Source organism: Sphingomonas citricola (assembly GCF_019429535.1).
Classification (GTDB): Bacteria; Pseudomonadota; Alphaproteobacteria; order Sphingomonadales; family Sphingomonadaceae; genus Sphingomonas; species Sphingomonas citricola.
The window spans coordinates 462,078-479,818 of record NZ_JAHXZM010000001.1 but is presented as its reverse complement, the minus strand read 5'-3'; the positions used below and the strand labels follow the sequence as shown (position 1 = coordinate 479,818).

The 17,741-nt window shown below is 69.3% G+C and carries 24 protein-coding genes and 2 other RNA genes; 10 read left to right on the top strand and 16 right to left on the bottom strand.

The genetic code is table 11. From position 1 onward, the window contains the following. The first annotated feature begins 22 nt into the window (after positions 1-22). From KZ810_RS02375 to KZ810_RS02355, 5 genes are all read left to right on the top strand, one after another. Positions 23-313 carry a hypothetical protein gene (locus KZ810_RS02375; protein WP_219767372.1) on the top strand — a complete coding sequence of 97 codons (291 nt, stop codon included), beginning with the start codon at positions 23-25 and terminating at the stop codon, positions 311-313. Between the two features lie 25 nt (positions 314-338). Continuing rightward, the gene (locus KZ810_RS02370) at positions 339-617 is read left to right on the top strand and encodes a hypothetical protein (protein WP_373369128.1); all 279 of its coding nucleotides are present in this window, start codon (positions 339-341) and stop codon (positions 615-617) included. Between the two features lie 31 nt (positions 618-648). Further along, a complete protein-coding gene (locus tag KZ810_RS02365; RefSeq protein WP_219767370.1) occupies positions 649-891 on the top strand; it encodes a hypothetical protein in 243 nt (80 codons plus the stop codon). 31 nt (positions 892-922) lie between these two features. Then, a complete protein-coding gene (locus KZ810_RS02360) occupies positions 923-1,162 on the top strand; it encodes a hypothetical protein (protein WP_219767369.1) in 240 nt (79 codons plus the stop codon). An 82-nt stretch (positions 1,163-1,244) separates the two neighbouring features. Continuing rightward, a complete protein-coding gene (locus tag KZ810_RS02355) occupies positions 1,245-1,664 on the top strand; it encodes a SufE family protein (protein WP_219767368.1) in 420 nt (139 codons plus the stop codon). 15 nt (positions 1,665-1,679) lie between these two features. Here KZ810_RS02355 and KZ810_RS02350 read toward each other — a convergent pair whose 3' ends face one another. The 11 genes from KZ810_RS02350 to KZ810_RS02300 all read right to left on the bottom strand — a co-directional run bounded on the left by KZ810_RS02350 (position 1,680) and on the right by KZ810_RS02300 (position 10,088). Further along, entirely contained in the window at positions 1,680-1,985 is a 306-nt protein-coding gene (locus KZ810_RS02350; RefSeq protein ID WP_219767367.1) for a (2Fe-2S) ferredoxin domain-containing protein, read from the bottom strand. 7 nt (positions 1,986-1,992) lie between these two features. Continuing rightward, complete coding sequence (locus KZ810_RS02345; protein WP_219767366.1) at positions 1,993-2,538, bottom strand: J domain-containing protein; 546 nt, start codon at positions 2,536-2,538, stop codon at positions 1,993-1,995. A 48-nt stretch (positions 2,539-2,586) separates the two neighbouring features. Beyond that, positions 2,587-2,967, bottom strand: an RNA gene (gene rnpB, locus KZ810_RS02340) — RNase P RNA component class A. A 12-nt stretch (positions 2,968-2,979) separates the two neighbouring features. Next, positions 2,980-3,612: an N-acetylmuramoyl-L-alanine amidase gene (locus KZ810_RS02335; RefSeq protein WP_258044385.1), complete on the bottom strand. Its 633-nt coding sequence runs from the start codon at positions 3,610-3,612 to the stop codon at positions 2,980-2,982. A 162-nt stretch (positions 3,613-3,774) separates the two neighbouring features. After that, the gene (locus tag KZ810_RS02330) at positions 3,775-4,614 is read right to left on the bottom strand and encodes a CheR family methyltransferase (RefSeq protein ID WP_219767364.1); all 840 of its coding nucleotides are present in this window, start codon (positions 4,612-4,614) and stop codon (positions 3,775-3,777) included. Continuing rightward, positions 4,611-5,669, bottom strand: coding sequence for a chemotaxis protein CheB (locus KZ810_RS02325; protein ID WP_308461468.1), 1,059 nt, complete (start codon positions 5,667-5,669; stop codon positions 4,611-4,613). The genes KZ810_RS02330 and KZ810_RS02325 overlap by 4 nt, the downstream gene beginning before the upstream one ends. 20 nt (positions 5,670-5,689) lie before the next feature. After that, positions 5,690-6,055 carry a response regulator gene (locus KZ810_RS02320; RefSeq protein ID WP_219767363.1) on the bottom strand — a complete coding sequence of 122 codons (366 nt, stop codon included), beginning with the start codon at positions 6,053-6,055 and terminating at the stop codon, positions 5,690-5,692. 66 nt (positions 6,056-6,121) lie between these two features. After that, a complete protein-coding gene (locus KZ810_RS02315; protein WP_219767362.1) occupies positions 6,122-6,556 on the bottom strand; it encodes a chemotaxis protein CheW in 435 nt (144 codons plus the stop codon). Next, entirely contained in the window at positions 6,553-8,853 is a 2,301-nt protein-coding gene (locus KZ810_RS02310; protein WP_219767361.1) for a chemotaxis protein CheA, read from the bottom strand. The genes KZ810_RS02315 and KZ810_RS02310 overlap by 4 nt, the downstream gene beginning before the upstream one ends. A 70-nt stretch (positions 8,854-8,923) precedes the next feature. Beyond that, entirely contained in the window at positions 8,924-9,571 is a 648-nt protein-coding gene (locus tag KZ810_RS02305; protein WP_219767360.1) for a histidine phosphotransferase family protein, read from the bottom strand. A gap of 100 nt (positions 9,572-9,671) precedes the next feature. Then, positions 9,672-10,088 (bottom strand): M67 family metallopeptidase, encoded by a 417-nt coding sequence (locus KZ810_RS02300; RefSeq protein WP_219767359.1) that lies wholly within the window; start codon positions 10,086-10,088, stop codon positions 9,672-9,674. A gap of 18 nt (positions 10,089-10,106) precedes the next feature. On the opposite strand from KZ810_RS02300, the gene KZ810_RS02295 reads away from it, so the two are divergent. The 5 genes from KZ810_RS02295 to mtgA all read left to right on the top strand — a co-directional run bounded on the left by KZ810_RS02295 (position 10,107) and on the right by mtgA (position 14,803). Beyond that, entirely contained in the window at positions 10,107-11,054 is a 948-nt protein-coding gene (locus KZ810_RS02295) for an RluA family pseudouridine synthase (protein ID WP_219767358.1), read from the top strand. Positions 11,055-11,130: 76 nt separating this feature from the next. Next, complete coding sequence (gene rpoH, locus KZ810_RS02290; protein ID WP_219767357.1) at positions 11,131-12,033, top strand: RNA polymerase sigma factor RpoH; 903 nt, start codon at positions 11,131-11,133, stop codon at positions 12,031-12,033. Between the two features lie 47 nt (positions 12,034-12,080). Then, positions 12,081-12,860 carry a hypothetical protein gene (locus KZ810_RS02285; RefSeq protein WP_219767356.1) on the top strand — a complete coding sequence of 260 codons (780 nt, stop codon included), beginning with the start codon at positions 12,081-12,083 and terminating at the stop codon, positions 12,858-12,860. Further along, positions 12,857-14,080, top strand: coding sequence for a flavin monoamine oxidase family protein (locus KZ810_RS02280; protein WP_219767355.1), 1,224 nt, complete (start codon positions 12,857-12,859; stop codon positions 14,078-14,080). The genes KZ810_RS02285 and KZ810_RS02280 overlap by 4 nt, the downstream gene beginning before the upstream one ends. Positions 14,081-14,128: 48 nt before the next feature. Then, positions 14,129-14,803, top strand: coding sequence for a monofunctional biosynthetic peptidoglycan transglycosylase (mtgA, locus tag KZ810_RS02275; protein WP_219767354.1), 675 nt, complete (start codon positions 14,129-14,131; stop codon positions 14,801-14,803). A gap of 51 nt (positions 14,804-14,854) precedes the next feature. Here mtgA and KZ810_RS02270 read toward each other — a convergent pair whose 3' ends face one another. From KZ810_RS02270 to KZ810_RS02250, 5 genes are all read right to left on the bottom strand, one after another. Next, positions 14,855-15,088, bottom strand: coding sequence for a hypothetical protein (locus KZ810_RS02270; RefSeq protein ID WP_219767353.1), 234 nt, complete (start codon positions 15,086-15,088; stop codon positions 14,855-14,857). 135 nt (positions 15,089-15,223) lie between these two features. Beyond that, a complete protein-coding gene (locus KZ810_RS02265; protein ID WP_219767352.1) occupies positions 15,224-15,547 on the bottom strand; it encodes a YbaB/EbfC family nucleoid-associated protein in 324 nt (107 codons plus the stop codon). After that, positions 15,544-17,181, bottom strand: a complete 1,638-nt coding sequence (locus KZ810_RS02260; RefSeq protein WP_219767351.1) for a DNA polymerase III subunit gamma/tau — start codon at positions 17,179-17,181, stop codon at positions 15,544-15,546. The genes KZ810_RS02265 and KZ810_RS02260 overlap by 4 nt, the downstream gene beginning before the upstream one ends. A gap of 179 nt (positions 17,182-17,360) precedes the next feature. After that, an RNA gene (gene ffs, locus KZ810_RS02255) (signal recognition particle sRNA small type) lies at positions 17,361-17,458 on the bottom strand. A gap of 46 nt (positions 17,459-17,504) precedes the next feature. Continuing rightward, positions 17,505-17,735 (bottom strand): hypothetical protein, encoded by a 231-nt coding sequence (locus tag KZ810_RS02250; protein WP_219767350.1) that lies wholly within the window; start codon positions 17,733-17,735, stop codon positions 17,505-17,507. Between the last annotated feature and the right edge of the window lie 6 nt (positions 17,736-17,741).

The following is a 17,741-nucleotide window of genomic DNA, read 5'->3' as shown; positions in this document are numbered from 1 at the left end:
CGAGCAGAAGGGGAGAAGAACAATGCACGGTCCCTGGTTCGTCCTCTCGATCATCGCGATGTCGATGGCCGCGTGGATCATCAACAACTGGATACGCGCCAAGCACGGTTACTCGATCAGCGACGATTGGGGCCGCAACATCGACAAGATCGACGCGAACGCCAGTCGCCACATCGCGCTCCTCTCGAGCGAGAACGAGCAGCTGACCGGCAAGGTCAGCCGCTTGGAGGAACGGATCGCGGTGCTCGAACGCATCGCCACCGATCCCGCCACCCGCACCGCGCGCGAGATCGACGCGCTGCGCGATCGCTGAAGGAGCCGGAACGATGGAGCATGACATGATCGCACCGCTGTTTCTGCTGGGGCTCGCCGTCTTCGCGGTGGTGGTGCTCGGCATCGGCAGCGAAATGTTCAAGCGCTGGTTGCAGCACAAGGAAGTGATGGGCGCCGCGCTGAACGCCCAGACCGCGGAAAAGGCGGCGCAATATGCCGCGCAGACCGAACGGCTGGAGGCGCGGGTCCGCGTCCTCGAACGGATCGCGACCGACAGCGGCAGCGACCTGTCCCGCGAGATCGAGCAGCTCCGCACCCCGCCCGCCCCGCCTGCGCTTAACTGACCTCCTCCCCTTTTACCCGGAAAGAACAACGATGCCCTGGTCCCTAGCTTTCATGGTGGTGATGATCGTGATGATCACGGCCATCGCGAAGACCGCCCGTCACCGCAATCATCACATGCTCGGCAGCCAGCAGCCCGCCCCGCACGAGGTCATTCACGCGCAGGAGGAGATCCGCGCGCTCAAGGAGCGGGTTCAGGTGCTCGAGCGGGTGATCACCGACAATCACAACAGCCTCGACCTCGATCGCGAGATCGCGCGGCTGCGCGACCGCTGACGCGACGGCGACCAGAGAGGAGATGAACGCCATGTCCGATCCCAATTTCTACCTGACGATGGCCGCCGCCGCGCTCGCGGGGCTCGCCATGCTCACCTACGCCGCGCTGAACGGCTGGCGCGGGTGGTTGCAGCTCAAGCACCAGCAGATGGCGCAGGATCATCTGACCGCTGCCCCCGCGGGCCCGAGTGCGGGCGCGCGGATCGAGATTGCCGACCTGAAGGAGCGCATCCGCAAGCTCGAGGCGATCGCGGCGGGCGTCGACCTGTGAAGCACGTGGCGGGCGCCCTCCCCGCCACGCCGGTGCCGCCGCACGGTTGCGGCGCAGACGCGCAGGCGATAGCGCGCCGGGCATGACCGACGCCCCCGCCGCCACGCTCGCCGACATCCGCGACGAATATGACTTCCTCGAAGGCGACGACCGCTACCGCCTGCTGGTCGATCTGGGACGCGCGCTCGAGGAGATGCCCGGAGCGCTCAAGACCGAGGCGACCCTGGTGCGCGGCTGCTCCGCCTCGGTCTGGGTCTACCCGACCGTACGTGACGACGGCACGCTCCACTTCCTCGCCGACAGCAATGCCGCGATCACCAAGGGGATCATCGCGCTCGTCCTCCTGACCGTCCAGGACCGTGCCCCCGCCAATATCCTCGCCACCGACATCGATGCCGAACTCGCGCCATTCAACCTCAAGGCGCAGCTCAGCTCGAACCGGACGCAGGGCATCCCCAACATGATCGCGCTGATCCGCGAAACCGCGGCGCGCTACGCCTGAAACAGGTCGTACGGTTTACCCGTCGTTCGGGCGCAATTGATCGCCCAATAGCGCCACGTCGGCACCTTCGGGGACGATCCGCCAGCGGTCGGGCGCGCGCGTGTCGACCACGACGACCGCACGCTTGGGACAGATGCCGAGGCATTTGGTTTCGATCACCCCGACGCCTGCCTTGCGTCCCTTGCCGAACCCCGGCTCTTGCCTGAGTGCCTTGGCAAGCGGCGTGCGTCCCTTATCGCCAAACCCGCCGTCCAGCTTCCTCGAGCATTTTCCGCATACCAGCACCGCGCCCGACCAGCGCGCCCGTACGTGATCCTTCATGCGCGGATCACGCCCCCGCGGGCTTCCACGTCCGCGCGTCCTCCGCGCTGCGCAGGACCTCGTAGGCCGCCTGGATCGCCTGGAACCGCTTCGCCGCCTCGGGATCGTTCGGCCGCACGTCGGGGTGGTTCGACTTCGCCAGCCGCCGCCACGCGAGCTTCACCTCGTCGAACGACGCGTCGACCTCCAGCTCCAGCACGTCGAGCGCGCGCATCTCGTCGCGCGAACGCGTGCCGTCGCCCGGTCCCGCCCATGCCTGATGCTTCGATTGCGCAAAGCCGCCCGCGTCGCGCCGCTCGTCCGCCTCGCGCGCGGCGGCTTCCTCCGCCGACAACCCTTCGAAATAATTCCAGCCGCGGTTGTACTCGCCCGCGTGGACCTGGCAGAAATACCACCGCTCCGGGCTGTTCGGGCTCTTGGGCGCGGGGCAATTGCCCGGCTCCTCGCAGCCGTGGCGGTCGCACAATCGAACCGTCTGCGCCTCGCGCCCGCTGCCGTAGCCGCGCCAGCGTGGAAAGCCCCAGTCGTTCGATCGTGTAGTGTGACGCGCCATGAGCGCTCCGAGATAGGCGTCGCGCGCGCAAGAGCAACCGCGAAGAGGTGCGTCAGAGGGTCTGTAAGCCGGGTTCTGTCCACCCCGCCTGAGCGGGGATGGGCGACCATTCCTCTCGCCCCGCGCTCGCACGCGGGCTCCAGCAATCAACCCGGGCAGCGGGTGGGAACACACCCTGGAAACGCGAAGGCTCCCGCGCCGCCCCTATTCGATCTTGCTCCCGGTGGGGTTTGCCGTGCCGCCCCTGTTGCCAGGCGCGCGGTGCGCTCTTGCCGCACCCTTTCACCGTGACCGCACCGAAGCGCGGCCGTCTGCTCTCTGTGGCACTTTCCCTGGGGTCACCCCCGGCGGGCGTTACCCGCCACCGTCGTTCCGCGGAGCCCGGACTTTCCTCGACGCTTGACGCGACGCGGCCGCCCGACCCTCTGACGGGGCAAGCCTCTAATCGTCGCCCTGAGGTTTGGGAAGCAGCAACGCGAGCAAGATCATGCGACATTCCGCGTCGATCTCGCCGTCGATCAATTCGGGACGGAACCGCCGCTGGAACGCCATGATCGCCGCCATCCGATCGGAGACGTCGTAACCAAACCGCTCAAGCGCGAGGCAGAACCCCGCCTCGCTCCAGAACGGATCGGCGAGGTTCCGGGTCGGGCGTGGCAGCGCGAGCCGCAGCCGCGCCAGCCGGCTCCACGGGAACAGCTCGCCCGGGTCGCGCTTCCTCGCCGGCGCGACGTCGGAGTGACCGACGACGTTGCCGCGCGTGATCTCGTATTTGTCTTTCAAATGCGCGACCAGCCGCACCACCGCGTCGACCTGCGCCTCGGGAAACGCACGGTAGCCCCATTCGTGGCCGGGATTGACGATCTCGATCCCGATCGAGGCCGAGTTCACGTCCTCGACGTCGCGCCAGTGCGACTTCCCCGCGTGCCACGCGCGATGCTCATCGGCGACGAGGCGCAGCACGGTCCCGTCCTCGTGGACCAGATAATGGCACGACACCTCGGCTGCGGGGTCGCGCAGGCGCGCAACCGCGGCCTCGGCGCTTTCCATCCCGGTGTAATGGAGCACCAGCATCGTGATCGGCAGCGTGCGCTCGTTGAAATTGGGCGATGGCGCCTCGATCACCCTCACCCGCACACCTGCATCATCGCGCCTGTCCCCCCGGCGCCGTCACCAACCACGAACGCCGTTGCGACGCGGGCTATAGTGCGCAGCCGTGATGGTGGGAAGCGCGGCTCATCCGCGCTGCGCGTGCGGCGTCACCTCGGTATCGACGCGCTCGTAGAAACCGCGGTGCGTCGTGCTCGGGCGCAGCTGCTCGCTCTGCCCGATCACCGTCTCGCCTGCGCCCAGCAACAGCAAGCCCGCGGGCTTCAGCGCCTGCGCCAGCCGCTCCAGCACCGCTTGGCGGACGGGCGGGGTGAGGTAGAACAGCACGTTTCGGCACAGGATCAGGTCGAACCGTCCGGGTCCCGCATCGACCGCGAGATTGTGCCGGCGATAAGTGACGCTCGCCAGCAGCGTCTTGTTCGCGACCCAGTTGCTGCCGTCGGCCTCGAACCACCGCATCATGCGGCGGATCGGCAGCCCCCGCTGGATCTCGAACTGCGAATAACTGCCCGCCCGCGCGCGCGCCATCGCGCTCGCCGACACGTCGGTGGCGAGGATGTCGGGCATCACCCCGCCATCCTCCGCGAACAGCATCGCGAGCGACAGCGGCTCCTGCCCGGTCGCACACGCCGCGCACCAGACGCGCGGACGCGCGGTGGCCCCCTGCGCGCGCACCGCCTCGACCGCGCTCTCGATCACGCCCGCGTCGCGGAAAAACGACGTTTCGTGGTTCAGCAGCGCGTCGACGATGCGATCGCCGATGCGGTGGTCGTGCCCGTCGAGCAGCCGCGCGACCAGCGCGTCGGCGTGCGGCAGCGCCAGTTCGCTCAGCAACGGCGCGATCGCGGTCTCCAGCCGCCAGCTGCGGCTGGCGGCGAGCTGCTGCCCCGTGCGCGCTTCCAGCAATGCCGACAGGACCATCGTCGCGCCCGCACTAGGCGGCTGCACCCGCGCCAGCGCGGTCATGCGCGCCCGTTCGCGGCAATGAAGCCCGCGATCTGCGCCGGGGTCAACACCGCGTGCGCCAGCCCGGCGCCCGCGACCGATCCGGGCATCCCCCATACGACCGACGATTCGCGGTCCTGCACCACCACGGTGCCGCCCGCCGCGCGCGCCGCGCGCGCGCCCTCCAGCCCGTCGCGCCCCATGCCGCTCAGCACGACCGCGAGCAGCCGCTCGCGGTACACCGCGGCGAGTGTCGCGAACATCGGGTCGACCGCCGGCAGGTTGCCGGTTGATGCCGCCTCGCGCGACAGTCGCAGCGCGGCGGTGCCGTCGCCCAGCGGCACCGCGACGACGTGCGCGTCTCCCGGCGCGACAACGATATGTCCGGGCAGCAGGCGCATCCGATCCTCGGCGAGTGCGCACGGCCGCCCCGACGCCGCGGTGATCTGCGCGGCGAAGAAAGCGGAAAAGCTGCTCGGCAGATGCTGCGTCACCACGATCGGCCGCTGCATCGTCGCGGGCACCGCGCGCAGCACGCTGGTGAGTGCGTGGATTCCGCCGGTCGATGCACCGATCGCGACGACGTCAAAGGGATAGGCGGGGCGCGGTGCGGCCCGCGCGACCGGGGGCGGCGACAGGTCGGGCGAGGACAAGGCGTCGAGCCTGGCGAGCAGCGCGTCGCCGAAATGCGCGCCGATCGTCCCCGCGATCGGCTTCACCAGCGTGTCCGCCGCGCCGAGCGCCAGCGCCTCGACCGCGTGCGCCGCCCCCTCGCCCGCCGACCCCGAGACAATCAGCACCTTCGCGTCACGCGCGATGCGCAGCAGCTCCGGCAGCGCCGCGAGCCCGCTGGTATGCGGCATCTCGATGTCGAGCAGGATCAGGTCGACCGAGGTTTGTTTCAACAGCGTCAGCGCCTGCGACGCGCTCGCACAGGTCGCCGTCACGCTGTAGCGCGCGCTGTCGACGATGATCCGCGACATCGCCGCGCGTGCCACCGCCGAATCGTCGATGATCACGACGCGGGGCAAGGCGCGGCCCGGCATCACGCGGGCGAGCGAGCTGGGTGGCGGCACGATCGTGCTCCCGGTACGGGTCAGGCGACGCCGACGATCTGCAGCTTGCTTTCCAGCGTTTCGCGGTCGAACGGCTTCATCACATATTCGTCCGCGCCCGCCTCGATCGCGGCGCGGATGTGCGCCATCCCGTTCTCGGTCGTGCAGAACACGACTTTGGGTCGCTTGGGCAGCGTTTCGTCGCCCAGCGCACGCAGGAATTCCATCCCGCTCATCACCGGCATGTTCCAGTCGAGCAGCACGACATCGGGGTGATGCGCGTGACACTGCGTCAGCGCCTCGCGCCCGTCGGCCGCTTCGACCACCGCGAAGTTGAGCGTCTCCAGGATATGGCGCGCCACCTTGCGGATGACTTTCGAATCGTCGACGATCAGGCAGGTTTTCATGCTGTTACTCGACTCGCATCTTGATGCGGCACCTTGGCCGCGAAGCCGTAAGCGTGGCGTTAACGGCTAGTCGCCGGCGAGTTCGACCAGCCGCCTGAGATCGAGCATCATCAGCGTTTCGTCGTCGCCCTCGGCGACGCCGCAGACCGCCGCCCAGCCGCCTTCCAATGCCATCCCCGCAGGGGCCGGGCAGACCGCCAGCTCGGCGACATCCTCGAGCGTGTCGACAGCGACCGCGTACAGGTGGCCATCGATCATCGTCACCACGCCGCGCGTGCCGCCTCCCTGCTCGCCCCCGCCGCATGGCAGGCCGAGCACGCGGTGCGTCTCGATCACGGTGGCGACGCGGCTGCGCAGCGCGGCGAGCCCGCGGATCGTCGCGGGCGCGCCCGGTGCTGGCACGACCGCGGGCAGATCGACCACCGAGTCGACCTCGGATGCATCGAACAGGATTCCGCGCCCGCCGACGTGCGCGACGAGGTGCAAGCGGCCGTCACTCATGCCCGATACTCCTGCAGCGCGGCGACCAGCGCGGCGCGATCACCGCGGTAGATACCCGCCCCCGCGCGTCGGCTCAGGCAGATCACGCGTCCGGGCGCTCCGCTCGCCTCTTCCTCCATCGCCAGCGCGACCGTAATCGTCGTGCCCGGTTGCGCCTGTCGGACGACCTGATAGCCCGCCGCCTCGATCGTCGGACGCAGGAACGCCTCCATCCAGCCGCTCTCGCTGCCGTGCAGCAGGCATAGCGGGCGCGACGCCGGTCGCACCTCGCCGTCGAACAACGCCAGGATGTCGAGCAGTTCAGTCGGTTCGTCGCCCAGCATCACCACCGTCGTGCCCTCGGGTCCCTCGACCGGGTCGGCGGGCAGATCGACGATCTCGCACGCCTCGACAACGGGATAGCCGAGCTCGCGCCCGTCGAGCTGGAGGCGCAGGATCGTGCCGACGCGCGACGGATCGTCGACCCGCCCGATCCACAGCGGCACCGCCGCCGCCTCGCGCGTCACCCACCAATGATCGCCGGCGCGCGTGACCGCCCCCGGCGCGACGCGCTCGATCCGGCTGACCGCCTCGGCTGCTATCATCCGGCGGCACCCGTCGGTGTCGCGGAACAGAAGCGCGCGCGGCGCCTCGACGGCCGCTTCCTCCTCGTGCCGCATCTCGCGCCGCTCGAACTGCAAACCGGCGCGCTGCGCGATCCCCGCAACGTCGAGCAGCAGGATCGGCACGCCGTCGTCGGGCAGCATCTGCCCGGCGTAGATACCCGTCGACATCACCGCCGGCGCGGCGGGTTTCACCACCAGTTCCTGCGTCTCGACCACACCACTCAGCGCCAGCGCGAACACGCCCTCGCGAAGCGTGACGATCGCCACCATCGCAACCGTCTCGGGCACGTGGAGGCCGAGCAGCGTGGGCAGGTCGATCATCGGCATCCGCCGGCCGCGCACCACCGCCATCGCGTTCGCGCCGAAGCGCTCGATCCGCAACGCGCCGCTGGTGCGCGCATCGACCGCGACGATCTCCTCGACCACCTGCCGCGACAAGGCGAAACGCGTCCCCGCCGCCTCGACGATCACCGCGTTCAGGATCGCGAGCGTCAGTGGCACCTCGATGGTGACGGCGAGCCCCCGCCCCCGCGTGTTCTTCAACGCGATACGCCCGCCGATCTGTTCGACATTGGCCTTCACCACGTCCATCCCGACGCCGCGGCCCGAAATCTCGCTCGCTTCGTCGCGCGTCGACAGCCCCGCCTCGAAAATCAGGTCTAGCTTGCGCGCTTCGCTCCACCCATTGATCTCCGCGGCGCGATCGGGTCGCGCGCGCAGCACCTTCTCGACCAGCCGGTCGACGTCGATCCCCTGCCCGTCGTCGACGATCTCGATTACGATCAGATTGCCCGCCTGCCGCGCCGCGATCCGCAGCGTGCCCTGCGCCGGCTTGCCCGCGAACACGCGATCGGCGCGCGCCTCGATCCCGTGGTCGATCGCGTTGCGGACCATGTGCGCCAATGGATCGCGCAGCATCTCGATCATCTCGCGGTCAAGTTCGACGTCGCCGCCCTCGATCTCAAGCGACACCGATTTGCCGACCGCCGCCGCCGTGTCGCGCGCCATCCGCGGCAGCGACTGGAACAGCGCATCGATCCGCTGCATCCGCGTCCTCGTCACCGTGTCACGCAGTTCGGCGACCGTCATCGACAACCGCTCGAGCGTCGCCTCCAGCTGCGGGTCGCCGGTATCGCGCAACTGCCGCGCGACCTGGTTGCGGGCCAGCACCATGTCGGACACGCCGCTCATCATGCGGTCGAGCAGATCGACCGAAAGCCGCACGCTGCGCTTCGCTCCCCGCGACGCCGGCGCAGCTGACGCCGGCGCGGTAAATGCGTGGGCGGGCGCCGCCTCGGCGGGGGCGATCGCGGCGGCGGGCTCCGCGCCGCGCTCCAGCATCGCGATCAGCCCGGCCTCGTCGCCGTCGTCGAGCGATTCGCCCGAATTGATCGCCTCCACCAGTTCACCGATCCGATCGATGATCGCGAGAATGGCCGACACCGTCGCCGCATCGGGCTGACGCTCGCCCGCGCGCACCGCCGACAGCACGTCCTCGGCCGCGTGGCTGAGCCGCGCGAGCCGCGGCAGGTCGAGGAAGCCGCAGCTTCCCTTGATCGTGTGGACGAAGCGGAAGATCGCGTCGAGCCGCGCACGATCGGTCGGATCACGCTCCCAGCCGACGATCTCGCCCGAGAGCGCCTCGAGCGTCTCGCGCGTTTCGGCAATGAATTCCTGCAGCAGATCGTCCATGCGGCCTCGATGTTACCGGACCCCGCATGGCACCATTAGGTTAAGACCGGATTAGGAGCCGGCGCCGCGTTCAGCCGCCCGACGGCAGTGTCGCCCCGAACATGATCGACCCGTCCTCACCCTCGCTCACCAGCACCGACCCGCCCGCCTCGCGCGCGATCGCGTGCACCATATAGGCCGCGGCCGCGCGCGGGGTGACCGCGTCGTCGGCGGCGCCGTTGACCAGCGTCGCGCGCAATTCGGGGTCGAGCACGACGCGCGGCCCCTCCGCGCGCAGCACGATCTCGGTCAGCCCGTCGGCGTCCTCCGCACCGATTGTCAGCCGCCCGCCGCGCAACAGCGCGTCGCCCGCGATCATCGACAGGTTGAGCAGCACCTTGATCGCCGATTTGGTCAGTTCGGTGCGTTCCACCACCCATTCGAGCGTCAGCCGCTTGTTGTCGCCGAGCAGCCCCTCGATCGCCGCCTGCGCCTCGCGCGTGTCGACGCGCTCGCCAAAGCCGCCCGCCGCACCGAAGGCGAGCCGAAAGAACTTCAGCTTGTTCGCCGACACCCGCGCGCTTTCGCTCAGCAGGTCCATGCACCGCGCGCGCATCGCCGGGTCGGTTTCGTCGGCAAGCAGCTCGAGCCCGTTGTTGAGCGCACCCACCGGCGAGAGCAGGTCGTGGCACAGCCGCGAACAGAGCAGGCTGGCGAAATCGACCGGACTGATGGCCATGGATCATCCTTGAAGGGTACGCGGAACCGATGCGGTGTTGTGGCGGCTCGGCTATCGTCGCGCAAGCATGGTTAGCCGCGCGTCAACCATGCGCCCGAAATCAGGGGCTGGGATCGGGCACGATCGCGATCGCGACCGGATCGAACCGACCGTGGACTGCCCCGTGCTCGACCGCGCGCCACGCGGTCATCACATCGTCGCCGACGATGATCCAGATCGCGCCATCCGCCGCAGCCTCGGCCGCGTCGGTCGCCGAGGGGCGCGGGTCGCCGCTCGGGTGCGAATGATAATGCCCGATCACCCGCGGCCCGCCGCGCCGCGCCGCGCGCCACGCCGCGATCAGCGCCGCCGGGTCGAGCTCGAAGCGCGTCGCGGGTGCCGCGCTGACGTTGGCGCACGACTGCACCGCCACGATGCGGTCGCCCTCGCCGAGCAGCAGGCCGCAGATCTCGTCCGGCGACGACCCCGCGTGGTCGAGAATTCGTTGCCGATCCGTAATTGAAATGTCGACGCTCATCGCCATCTAGGACGCAGCATGGACCGGGGGGTTTCCATCATCGAAGCGACGATCGCACCCGGGGCCGATGGCTGGCGGCTCGATCGTGCGCTGGCGGACGCGGTGCCGACCCTGTCGCGCGAGCGGCTGAAGGTGCTGATCAACGCCGGGCAGGTGTCGCAGGGCAATGCACTGGTACGCGACCCTGCGCGCAAGTCGCGTGGTGGCGAGCGGTTCAGCGTCGCGGTCCCCGCGCCCGCGCCCGCGCACAACGAAGCGCAGGACATCCCGCTCGTCGTGGCTTACGAGGACGAACATTTGATCGTCGTCGACAAACCCGCCGGGCTCGTCGTCCATCCTGCCGCGGGCAATCTCGACGGTACGCTCGTCAACGCGCTGCTCCACCATTGCGGCGGCAGCCTGTCGGGGATCGGCGGGGTCGCGCGGCCCGGCATCGTCCACCGCATCGACAAGGACACGTCGGGGCTGATGGTCGCGGCCAAGACCGACCGCGCGCACGAGGGGCTGGCGAAACAGTTCGCCGCGCATTCGATCGACCGCCGCTACCACGCGATCGTCGGCGGCCGCCCGATGCCCGCCGCGGGCAGCGTCGACGCGCCGCTCGCGCGCAGCCCGCAGAACCGCAAGAAGGTCGCGATCGTCGCCGGCGGAAAGCGCGCGGTGACGCATTACCGCACGCTTCACCCACTGCGCGAAGCGGCGATGGTCGAATGCCGGCTCGAAACCGGCCGCACGCATCAGGTCCGCGTCCATATGGCGTCGCTCGGCCATTCGTTGCTCGGCGACCCGGTTTATGGTAGAACAAAGCAGGCTCACAAGGGCGTGCTCGACACGTTGAATTTCCGCCGGCAGGCGCTCCACGCGACCCGGCTGGGGTTCGTTCACCCGATTTCAACCGCCAGGATGGCGTTTGACAGCCCGATGCCCGCCGACATGCAGGAACTGTTCAGGCGGCTTGACGTATAGGATCGGACGGCGCGTGCTGCACCGCAATGGGACAGCGTCGACGCGTTCTCCGCGAGGAAAGGGAGACGTAAGGATCATGGCAAAAGGCAGCAACGTCCCGGCGACGATCCCGGCGCTCGGCGGCGAGCAGAGCCTCAACCGCTACCTGTCCGAGATCAAGAAATTTCCGATTCTCGCGCCCGAGCAGGAATTCATGCTCGCCAAACGGTTCCAGGAACACGGCGACACCGATGCCGCCGCGCAGCTCGTGACCAGCCACCTGCGTCTGGTTGCCAAGATCGCGATGGGCTATCGCGGCTACGGCCTGCCGACCTCCGAGTTAATCTCGGAAGGCAATATCGGGCTGATGCAGGGCGTGAAGAAGTTCGAGCCCGATCGCGGCTTCCGCTTGGCCACGTACGCAATGTGGTGGATTCGGGCCTCAATCCAGGAGTACATCCTGCGCTCGTGGAGCCTCGTAAAGATGGGCACCACCGCCGCGCAGAAGAAGCTGTTCTTCAATCTGCGCAGGATGAAGGCGCGGCTCGACGCGTTCGAGGACGGCGATCTCAGCCCCGAGAACGTGCAGAAGATCGCGACCGATCTGGGCGTGACCGAGGCCGACGTCGTCAGCATGAACCGCCGCATGGCGATGGGCGGCGACACCTCGCTCAACGTCTCGATGCGCGAGGACGGCGAGGGTCAGTGGCAGGACTGGCTGCAGGACGACGCGCCCCTGCAGGACAAGGTCGTCGCCGATCAGCAGGAGGCGGACGTCCGCCACGATATGCTGGTCAACGCGATGGATGACCTGAACGACCGCGAGAAGCACATCTTGACCGAGCGTCGCCTGACCGACGATCCCAAGACGCTCGAGGAATTGAGCCAGGTCTACGGCGTCAGCCGCGAGCGCGTCCGCCAGATAGAGGTGCGCGCGTTCGAGAAACTGCAGCGCGCGATGATGCGGCTGGCGGGCGAGAAGCGACTGCTGACCGCTTGACGGATCGCCGGCCACCCGGTCTTCTCTCCTCCGGGGGGAATTGAACCATGTGGCCAACGATCAAGCAGATGTACGGCGGCGCCGTCCGGTTCGCGCGGGCGGCGCCGCTCCTGTTTCTGGTGCCGGTGCTCGTCGAGTTCGCGCAGCACATCGCCGAAATCCAGTCGGGCCTCTACGTCAGCCGCGACGCCGCGCGTGCTGTCGCGAACGACCCGACGCGAATGGCGTTCGGTTTCGCCAAGACGCTCGCGCTGCTGCTGCCGGGCTACTGGTTCACGCGCTATCTCGCGTTCGGCGGCGACCTGCGCCGCACGCTCGCCTTCGACGCGCGCGCGCTCGGGCTGTTCGCAGTTCAGTTCGCGATCGCGGGCAGCGTTCAATATGCGATGCTGTTCGGACCCTCGCTCGGTACGCTACTGGGATTGGACGGACGCGCCGCGTCGTTCGTCACCGCCGGGCTCGCGGTCGCGCAATCGGTGCTCGGCATTTACCTGACCGCGTGGTTCGTCGCCTGGCCGATCGGCAACGCGAGCCTCGGCCCGCTGCCGTCGTGCGCGGTGATGGCGGGCAGCTTCTGGCGCGCGGTCGGTTACCTGCTCGCGGGCGTGATCCCACTGATGGCGCTCCACTACGCCTTCGGGCTCGGCGCGATCGGGCGACCCGCGGCACTCGTCTGGGCGATGCTCGCGCTCGATGCGATCACGGTCGGCTTCCTCGCGCTGACGATGACCGCGTCGAAATACGTCGCCGCGCGCGATGCCGCGGAGCGCAAGCAGGTGTCGCTGTTCGCCGACGATCAGCCGCTCCCCGTTCCGTCGTTTCGATGAACCCCGACGTCCTCGTCATCGGCGCGGGCGCGGCGGGGATCGCGGCGGCACGCGCGCTGCATGACGCGGGCGTCGACACGCTGTTGATCGAGGCACGCGATCGCGTCGGCGGTCGCGCCCGCACGATCCACCACGGCGACGCCGCACTCGACCTCGGCTGCGGCTGGCTCCATTCGGCGCGGCGCAACAGCTGGACCGACGTGGCGCGCGCGGCGGGCTTCACGATCGCGACCGACACCGCCAACTGGAGCGAGCAGTGGCGCGACCTCGGCTATTCTGCCGACGAGCAAGCCGCGTTCGGTCGCGCGTGGGACGCGTGGGAAGCGCGCGCGCGTGCCGCCGCCGACGGACCCGACCAGCCGCTCTCCGCCTTCGTCGCACCCGACGATCGCTGGCGCCCGATGCTCGATGCGATCTCGGGCTACGTCAACGGCGCGAACCTGTCCGACGTGTCGCTCCACGACTGGCTCGCCTACGAGGACGCCGCGACCGACGACAATTGGGCGGTGCGCGAGGGCTATGGCACGCTGGTCGCGCATCACGCCGCTGGGCTGACCGTGCGCACCAACGTCGTCGCGCGGCACATCGACCACACTGGCAACCTGCTGCGCGTCACGACCGATGCCGGCACGATCACCGCGCGCGCGGTCATCGTCGCGGTGCCGAACAGCATCCTCGCCGATGAGCGGCTGTCGTTCACCCCCGCGCTGCCCGACAAGCACGCCGCCGCCGCCGCACTCCCGCTCGGCGTCGCCGACAAGGCGTTCCTCGCGGTCACCGGCGCGCACTGGCCGCACGACGCGCACCTCATCGGCAACCCGCACACCGCTTGCACCGCCAGCCACCGCCTGTCACCCTTCGGCTGGCCGGTGGTGGAAAGCTTCTTCGGCGGCGACTGCGCCGACATGCTGGAGGGGGGCGACGCCGCCGCTTTCGCGATCGACGAACTGGTCGCACTGCTCGGCAGCGACTGGCGCGCGCGCCTGCGTCCGATCACGACGACGCGCTGGCGGCACGAAGCGTGGATCGAGGGCAGCTACTCGCACGCGCGCGTCGGTCACGCCGGCGAGCGCGCGGTCCTCGCCCGCCCGGTCGAGGATCGCCTCTTCTTCGCGGGCGAGGCATGTTCGCCGCACGATTTCTCGACCGCGCATGGTGCGCGCGACACCGGGCTCGCCGCGGCGGCCGCGATCCTTCGCGCCGTGCCCAGCTGGTCGTAAACAACGCGCTTCACGCTATCGCCGCGACCGCGTAAGCCCGCGCGCACGATGATCCGGGCAGCACGCATCCTGTTCAAGGCGACCTTGTGGTTCGTCGTCCTGTCGGTCCTGTGGGTCGGCCTCTACGCGCTCGTCCCGCCGCCGTTCACGCTGACGATGGCGGGCGACCTGTTTCAGGGGCGGTCGATCACGAAGGACTGGACCCCGCTCGCCGACATCGACCCCGACATGCCGCGCGCCGCGATCGCGGGCGAGGACGCGCGCTTCTGCCTCCACCACGGCTTCGACTGGCGCGCGATTGCGGGCGCGGCGGCGCGCAACGCGCAGGGCAGACGCATCCGCGGCGGCTCGACGATCAGCCAGCAGACTGCGAAGAACGCCTTCCTCTGGCAAGGCGGCGGCTATTTGCGCAAGGCGCTGGAGGCGTGGTTCACGACGCTGATCGAGCTGATCTGGGGCAAGCGCCGCATCATGGAGGTCTATCTCAATCTCGCCGAGACCGGAATCGGCACCTACGGCGTCGAGGCAGGATCGATTCGCTACTTCGACCATTCCGCCGCGCGATTAACGCCGACCGAGGCCGGGCGGATCGCGGCGGTGCTGCCGCTGCCGAAGAAGCGCGCCGCGATCGATCCGCGCGGTTTCGTGCGCCGTCACGGCAACGCGATTGCCGCGCGCGTCGGCGTGGTGCGGCGGCAGGGGCTGGACGCCTGCCTTAAATAACCGACGTCATGGCGGCGGGCGCCATTCCGCGCCCGCCCCGCGCCGATAGGCTCAGCTGTTCTTGTCGATCGCCGCGCCCGCCTTGTCGGCGGTCGACTCGACGCTCTTCGCCGCCGAGCTGATCGCATTGTTCTTCGACACTTCGCTGCTCTTTCCCGCGAACAGGAAATAAGCGGCGATGCACACGACGACGAGGATTGCGAGCCCGACGACAAGGCCCGCGTTCGATCCGCGACGCTCGATCACGGTCGTGTGCGGGGTCTGGGTGATACGATCCTCGGCCATGCCATCCTCCTTCTGATTGGTGGTGGCGAAACCGAATCGCGGGGCACTTGTTCCGCGGGCGTGACGAACCCCCGACACGCGAACGGCGGCGGCGCATCCTGCACGCCGCCGCCGCCCGTCACCGTCAAACCTAAATCAGAACGGCAGCTTGAAGCCCGGCGGCAGCTGCAGCCCGCTCGTCATCTTGGTCATCTCGGCCGACGATGCCGCATCCGCCTTCGCCCGCGCGTCGTTGATCGCGGCGGCGATCAGGTCCTCGACCATCTGCTTCTCGCTCGGCTGGAGCAGCGATTCGTCGATCGAGATCGAGATGATCCGCCCCTTTGCCGACGCCTTCACCTTGACGAGCCCGCCGCCCGCCGCGCCGTCGACCTCGATCGTGTCGAGCCCGTCCTGCGCCTTCTGCAATTCGGCCTGGACGTTCTGCGCCATCGCCAGAATGTCGTTCAAATCCTTCACGAGAGACTCCGTTTTGCTGCGGGCGGATCGATGAGTTCCGCCCCGGGGAAAGCTTCAAGCGCGGCGAGCACCGCGGGCGTCTGCGCCACCTCGTCGTGACGCGCCTGGACCGCGTCGAGTTCCGCCTCGCGGACCGATCGCTCGCCCGGCGCGTCGACCATCGCGACCTTCCACACCCGCCCGGTCGCCTCCTTCAGGGCACCAGCGAGTTCGACCAGCAGGTCGGCGGGCAAGGGCCGGGTGTTGCTGAACTCGATCTCGGGCGGCGCGTACCGCACCAACCGCGCGGCGTGACGCAGCCGCGCGACCAGCGCGATCTGCCCCGCGCCTTCGACCAGGTCGAGCGCGGCGGCGAATTCGCGCGGGGTGCGATCGGCCGGCGCCGGCGGAGCAGCGGGCGCGGCGGGCGGTTGCGACACCCCCCCCGGCGCACTCGGCCCGCGCCGCGCGAGCTCACCGGGATCGGGCAGGCTCGCCGCGTGGATCACGCGCAGCAGCGCCATCTCGGCCGTTTCGATCGGCAGCGACGCGCCGCTCACCTCCTCGTAACCCTTGAGCAGCAACTGCCACAGCCGGTGAAGCACCGGGAACGACATGCCGCCCGCCCACTCGCGATACGCCGCGCGCTCCTCGACCGGCTGCGCGGGATCCTCCGCCGCGCCGACCTTGATCAGCGTGACGCCGTGCACCGCCTCGAGCAGCCCGCGCATCACCGTCTGCGGATCGACCCCAAGCGCATATTGCCGCCGGAGCGCCGCGAGCGCGTCGGGCGCGTTTCCTTCGAGCAGCAGCGCGAGCAGGTCGCGCACCGCGCCGCGGTCGGACAAGCCCAGCATCTCGCGCACGGCGTCGGCGCGCACGCCCCCGCCCTCCAGGTCGGCGTGCGCGATCGCCTGGTCGAGGATCGACAGGCCGTCGCGCGCCGATCCTTCCGCCGCGCGCGCGATCAGCGCCAGCGCCTCCGCCTCCGCCTCGACACCCTCGGCCTCCGACACGCGCGCGAAATGATCCGCCAGTTTCTCCGCCGGGATGCGGCGCAGATCGAACCGCTGACAGCGCGACAGCACCGTGATCGGCACCTTGTTGACCTCGGTCGTCGCGAACAGGAACTTCACGTGCGCGGGCGGCTCCTCCAGCGTTTTCAGCAACCCGTTGAACGCCGCCTTCGACAGCATGTGGACCTCGTCCACGATGTAGATCTTGAACCTGGCCGACACCGCGGCGTAGCGCGACGCCTCGATGATCTCGCGCACGTCGTCGATGCCGGTGTGGCTCGCCGCGTCCATCTCGATCACGTCGATGTGGCGACCTTCCGCAATCGCGCGGCACGGCTCGCAAACCCCGCACGGATCGATCGTCGGCCCGCCCTGCCCGTCGGGGCCGATGCAGTTGAGCGCCTTCGCGATCAGCCGCGCGGTCGAGGTCTTGCCCACCCCGCGCACCCCCGTCAGCAGGAACGCGTGCGCGAGCCGCCCGCGCCGGATCGCGTTGGCGAGCGTCGTCACCATCGCATCCTGCCCGATCAGCGCGGAGAAGGTCTGCGGCCGGTATTTGCGCGCGAGGACGCGGTACGTCTCCGCCTTGGCGGGCGCCGCTGGCTGAGGGGGGGAGCCGAGGTCGAGGGAGTCGGACATTGCCTGCCCGATGTAGGGCGCGAGGCCGCGTTTGTCGAAGCGATTAGCGCGCCGTCATGCCGCGCGCGATGCGGGGTCCGGGTGCTTCTTCGCCAGCGATGGTGAGGGATGCGCCGCGGCGGAGCCGCGTCGTCGGACGGTGCTTTGCACCGCCGGCCGCGCTTGTTTCTCCGAAACTGCGCGGTGGGAGCCGGAACGACCCGCGGCGAAATCGTTGTGGCTGCTTCCTTCCGGACCTGACCAGGTTGGCGACGACCACGTCCGCCCGACTCCCGCGCGCCCTATGGCGGAGCCGGGCGGTGTGATCAAGCCATTAGCATGGTTTAGCGGCGATAGCGCACCATGCGACACACCGTCACGCGGCGGCCGTGCCGAAACCGCCGCTCGCACACGCGGCGATTATGCCAGCGCCCGCGATACCGCGGTCCGGTGTGACGCACGACGGTACGCTCGCGCACGACGACGCGCTCCTGCGCCGCGGCGGGTGCGGCGGTCGCGGCGACGCCGGTCATCGACAGCAGCCCGAACGCCAGCATGGAAACCAGAGCCTTCATTGCACG

Excerpts from the sequence above, each read along its gene's own strand:
- KZ810_RS02375 (WP_219767372.1), top strand. The coding sequence starts at position 23 with ATGCACGGTCCCTGGTTCGTCCTCTCGATCATCGCGATGTCGATGGCC.
- KZ810_RS02370 (WP_373369128.1), top strand. The coding sequence starts at position 339 with ATGATCGCACCGCTGTTTCTGCTGGGGCTCGCCGTCTTCGCGGTGGTG.
- KZ810_RS02365 (WP_219767370.1), top strand. The coding sequence starts at position 649 with ATGCCCTGGTCCCTAGCTTTCATGGTGGTGATGATCGTGATGATCACG.
- KZ810_RS02360 (WP_219767369.1), top strand. The coding sequence starts at position 923 with ATGTCCGATCCCAATTTCTACCTGACGATGGCCGCCGCCGCGCTCGCG.
- KZ810_RS02355 (WP_219767368.1), top strand. The coding sequence starts at position 1,245 with ATGACCGACGCCCCCGCCGCCACGCTCGCCGACATCCGCGACGAATAT.
- KZ810_RS02350 (WP_219767367.1), bottom strand. The coding sequence starts at position 1,985 with ATGAAGGATCACGTACGGGCGCGCTGGTCGGGCGCGGTGCTGGTATGC.
- KZ810_RS02345 (WP_219767366.1), bottom strand. The coding sequence starts at position 2,538 with ATGGCGCGTCACACTACACGATCGAACGACTGGGGCTTTCCACGCTGG.
- KZ810_RS02335 (WP_258044385.1), bottom strand. The coding sequence starts at position 3,612 with ATGCTGGTGCTCCATTACACCGGGATGGAAAGCGCCGAGGCCGCGGTT.
- KZ810_RS02330 (WP_219767364.1), bottom strand. The coding sequence starts at position 4,614 with ATGACCGCGCTGGCGCGGGTGCAGCCGCCTAGTGCGGGCGCGACGATG.
- KZ810_RS02320 (WP_219767363.1), bottom strand. The coding sequence starts at position 6,055 with ATGAAAACCTGCCTGATCGTCGACGATTCGAAAGTCATCCGCAAGGTG.
- KZ810_RS02315 (WP_219767362.1), bottom strand. The coding sequence starts at position 6,556 with ATGAGTGACGGCCGCTTGCACCTCGTCGCGCACGTCGGCGGGCGCGGA.
- KZ810_RS02310 (WP_219767361.1), bottom strand. The coding sequence starts at position 8,853 with ATGGACGATCTGCTGCAGGAATTCATTGCCGAAACGCGCGAGACGCTC.
- KZ810_RS02305 (WP_219767360.1), bottom strand. The coding sequence starts at position 9,571 with ATGGCCATCAGTCCGGTCGATTTCGCCAGCCTGCTCTGTTCGCGGCTG.
- KZ810_RS02300 (WP_219767359.1), bottom strand. The coding sequence starts at position 10,088 with ATGAGCGTCGACATTTCAATTACGGATCGGCAACGAATTCTCGACCAC.
- KZ810_RS02295 (WP_219767358.1), top strand. The coding sequence starts at position 10,107 with ATGGACCGGGGGGTTTCCATCATCGAAGCGACGATCGCACCCGGGGCC.
- rpoH (WP_219767357.1), top strand. The coding sequence starts at position 11,131 with ATGGCAAAAGGCAGCAACGTCCCGGCGACGATCCCGGCGCTCGGCGGC.
- KZ810_RS02285 (WP_219767356.1), top strand. The coding sequence starts at position 12,081 with ATGTGGCCAACGATCAAGCAGATGTACGGCGGCGCCGTCCGGTTCGCG.
- KZ810_RS02280 (WP_219767355.1), top strand. The coding sequence starts at position 12,857 with ATGAACCCCGACGTCCTCGTCATCGGCGCGGGCGCGGCGGGGATCGCG.
- mtgA (WP_219767354.1), top strand. The coding sequence starts at position 14,129 with ATGATCCGGGCAGCACGCATCCTGTTCAAGGCGACCTTGTGGTTCGTC.
- KZ810_RS02270 (WP_219767353.1), bottom strand. The coding sequence starts at position 15,088 with ATGGCCGAGGATCGTATCACCCAGACCCCGCACACGACCGTGATCGAG.
- KZ810_RS02260 (WP_219767351.1), bottom strand. The coding sequence starts at position 17,181 with ATGTCCGACTCCCTCGACCTCGGCTCCCCCCCTCAGCCAGCGGCGCCC.
- KZ810_RS02250 (WP_219767350.1), bottom strand. The coding sequence starts at position 17,735 with ATGAAGGCTCTGGTTTCCATGCTGGCGTTCGGGCTGCTGTCGATGACC.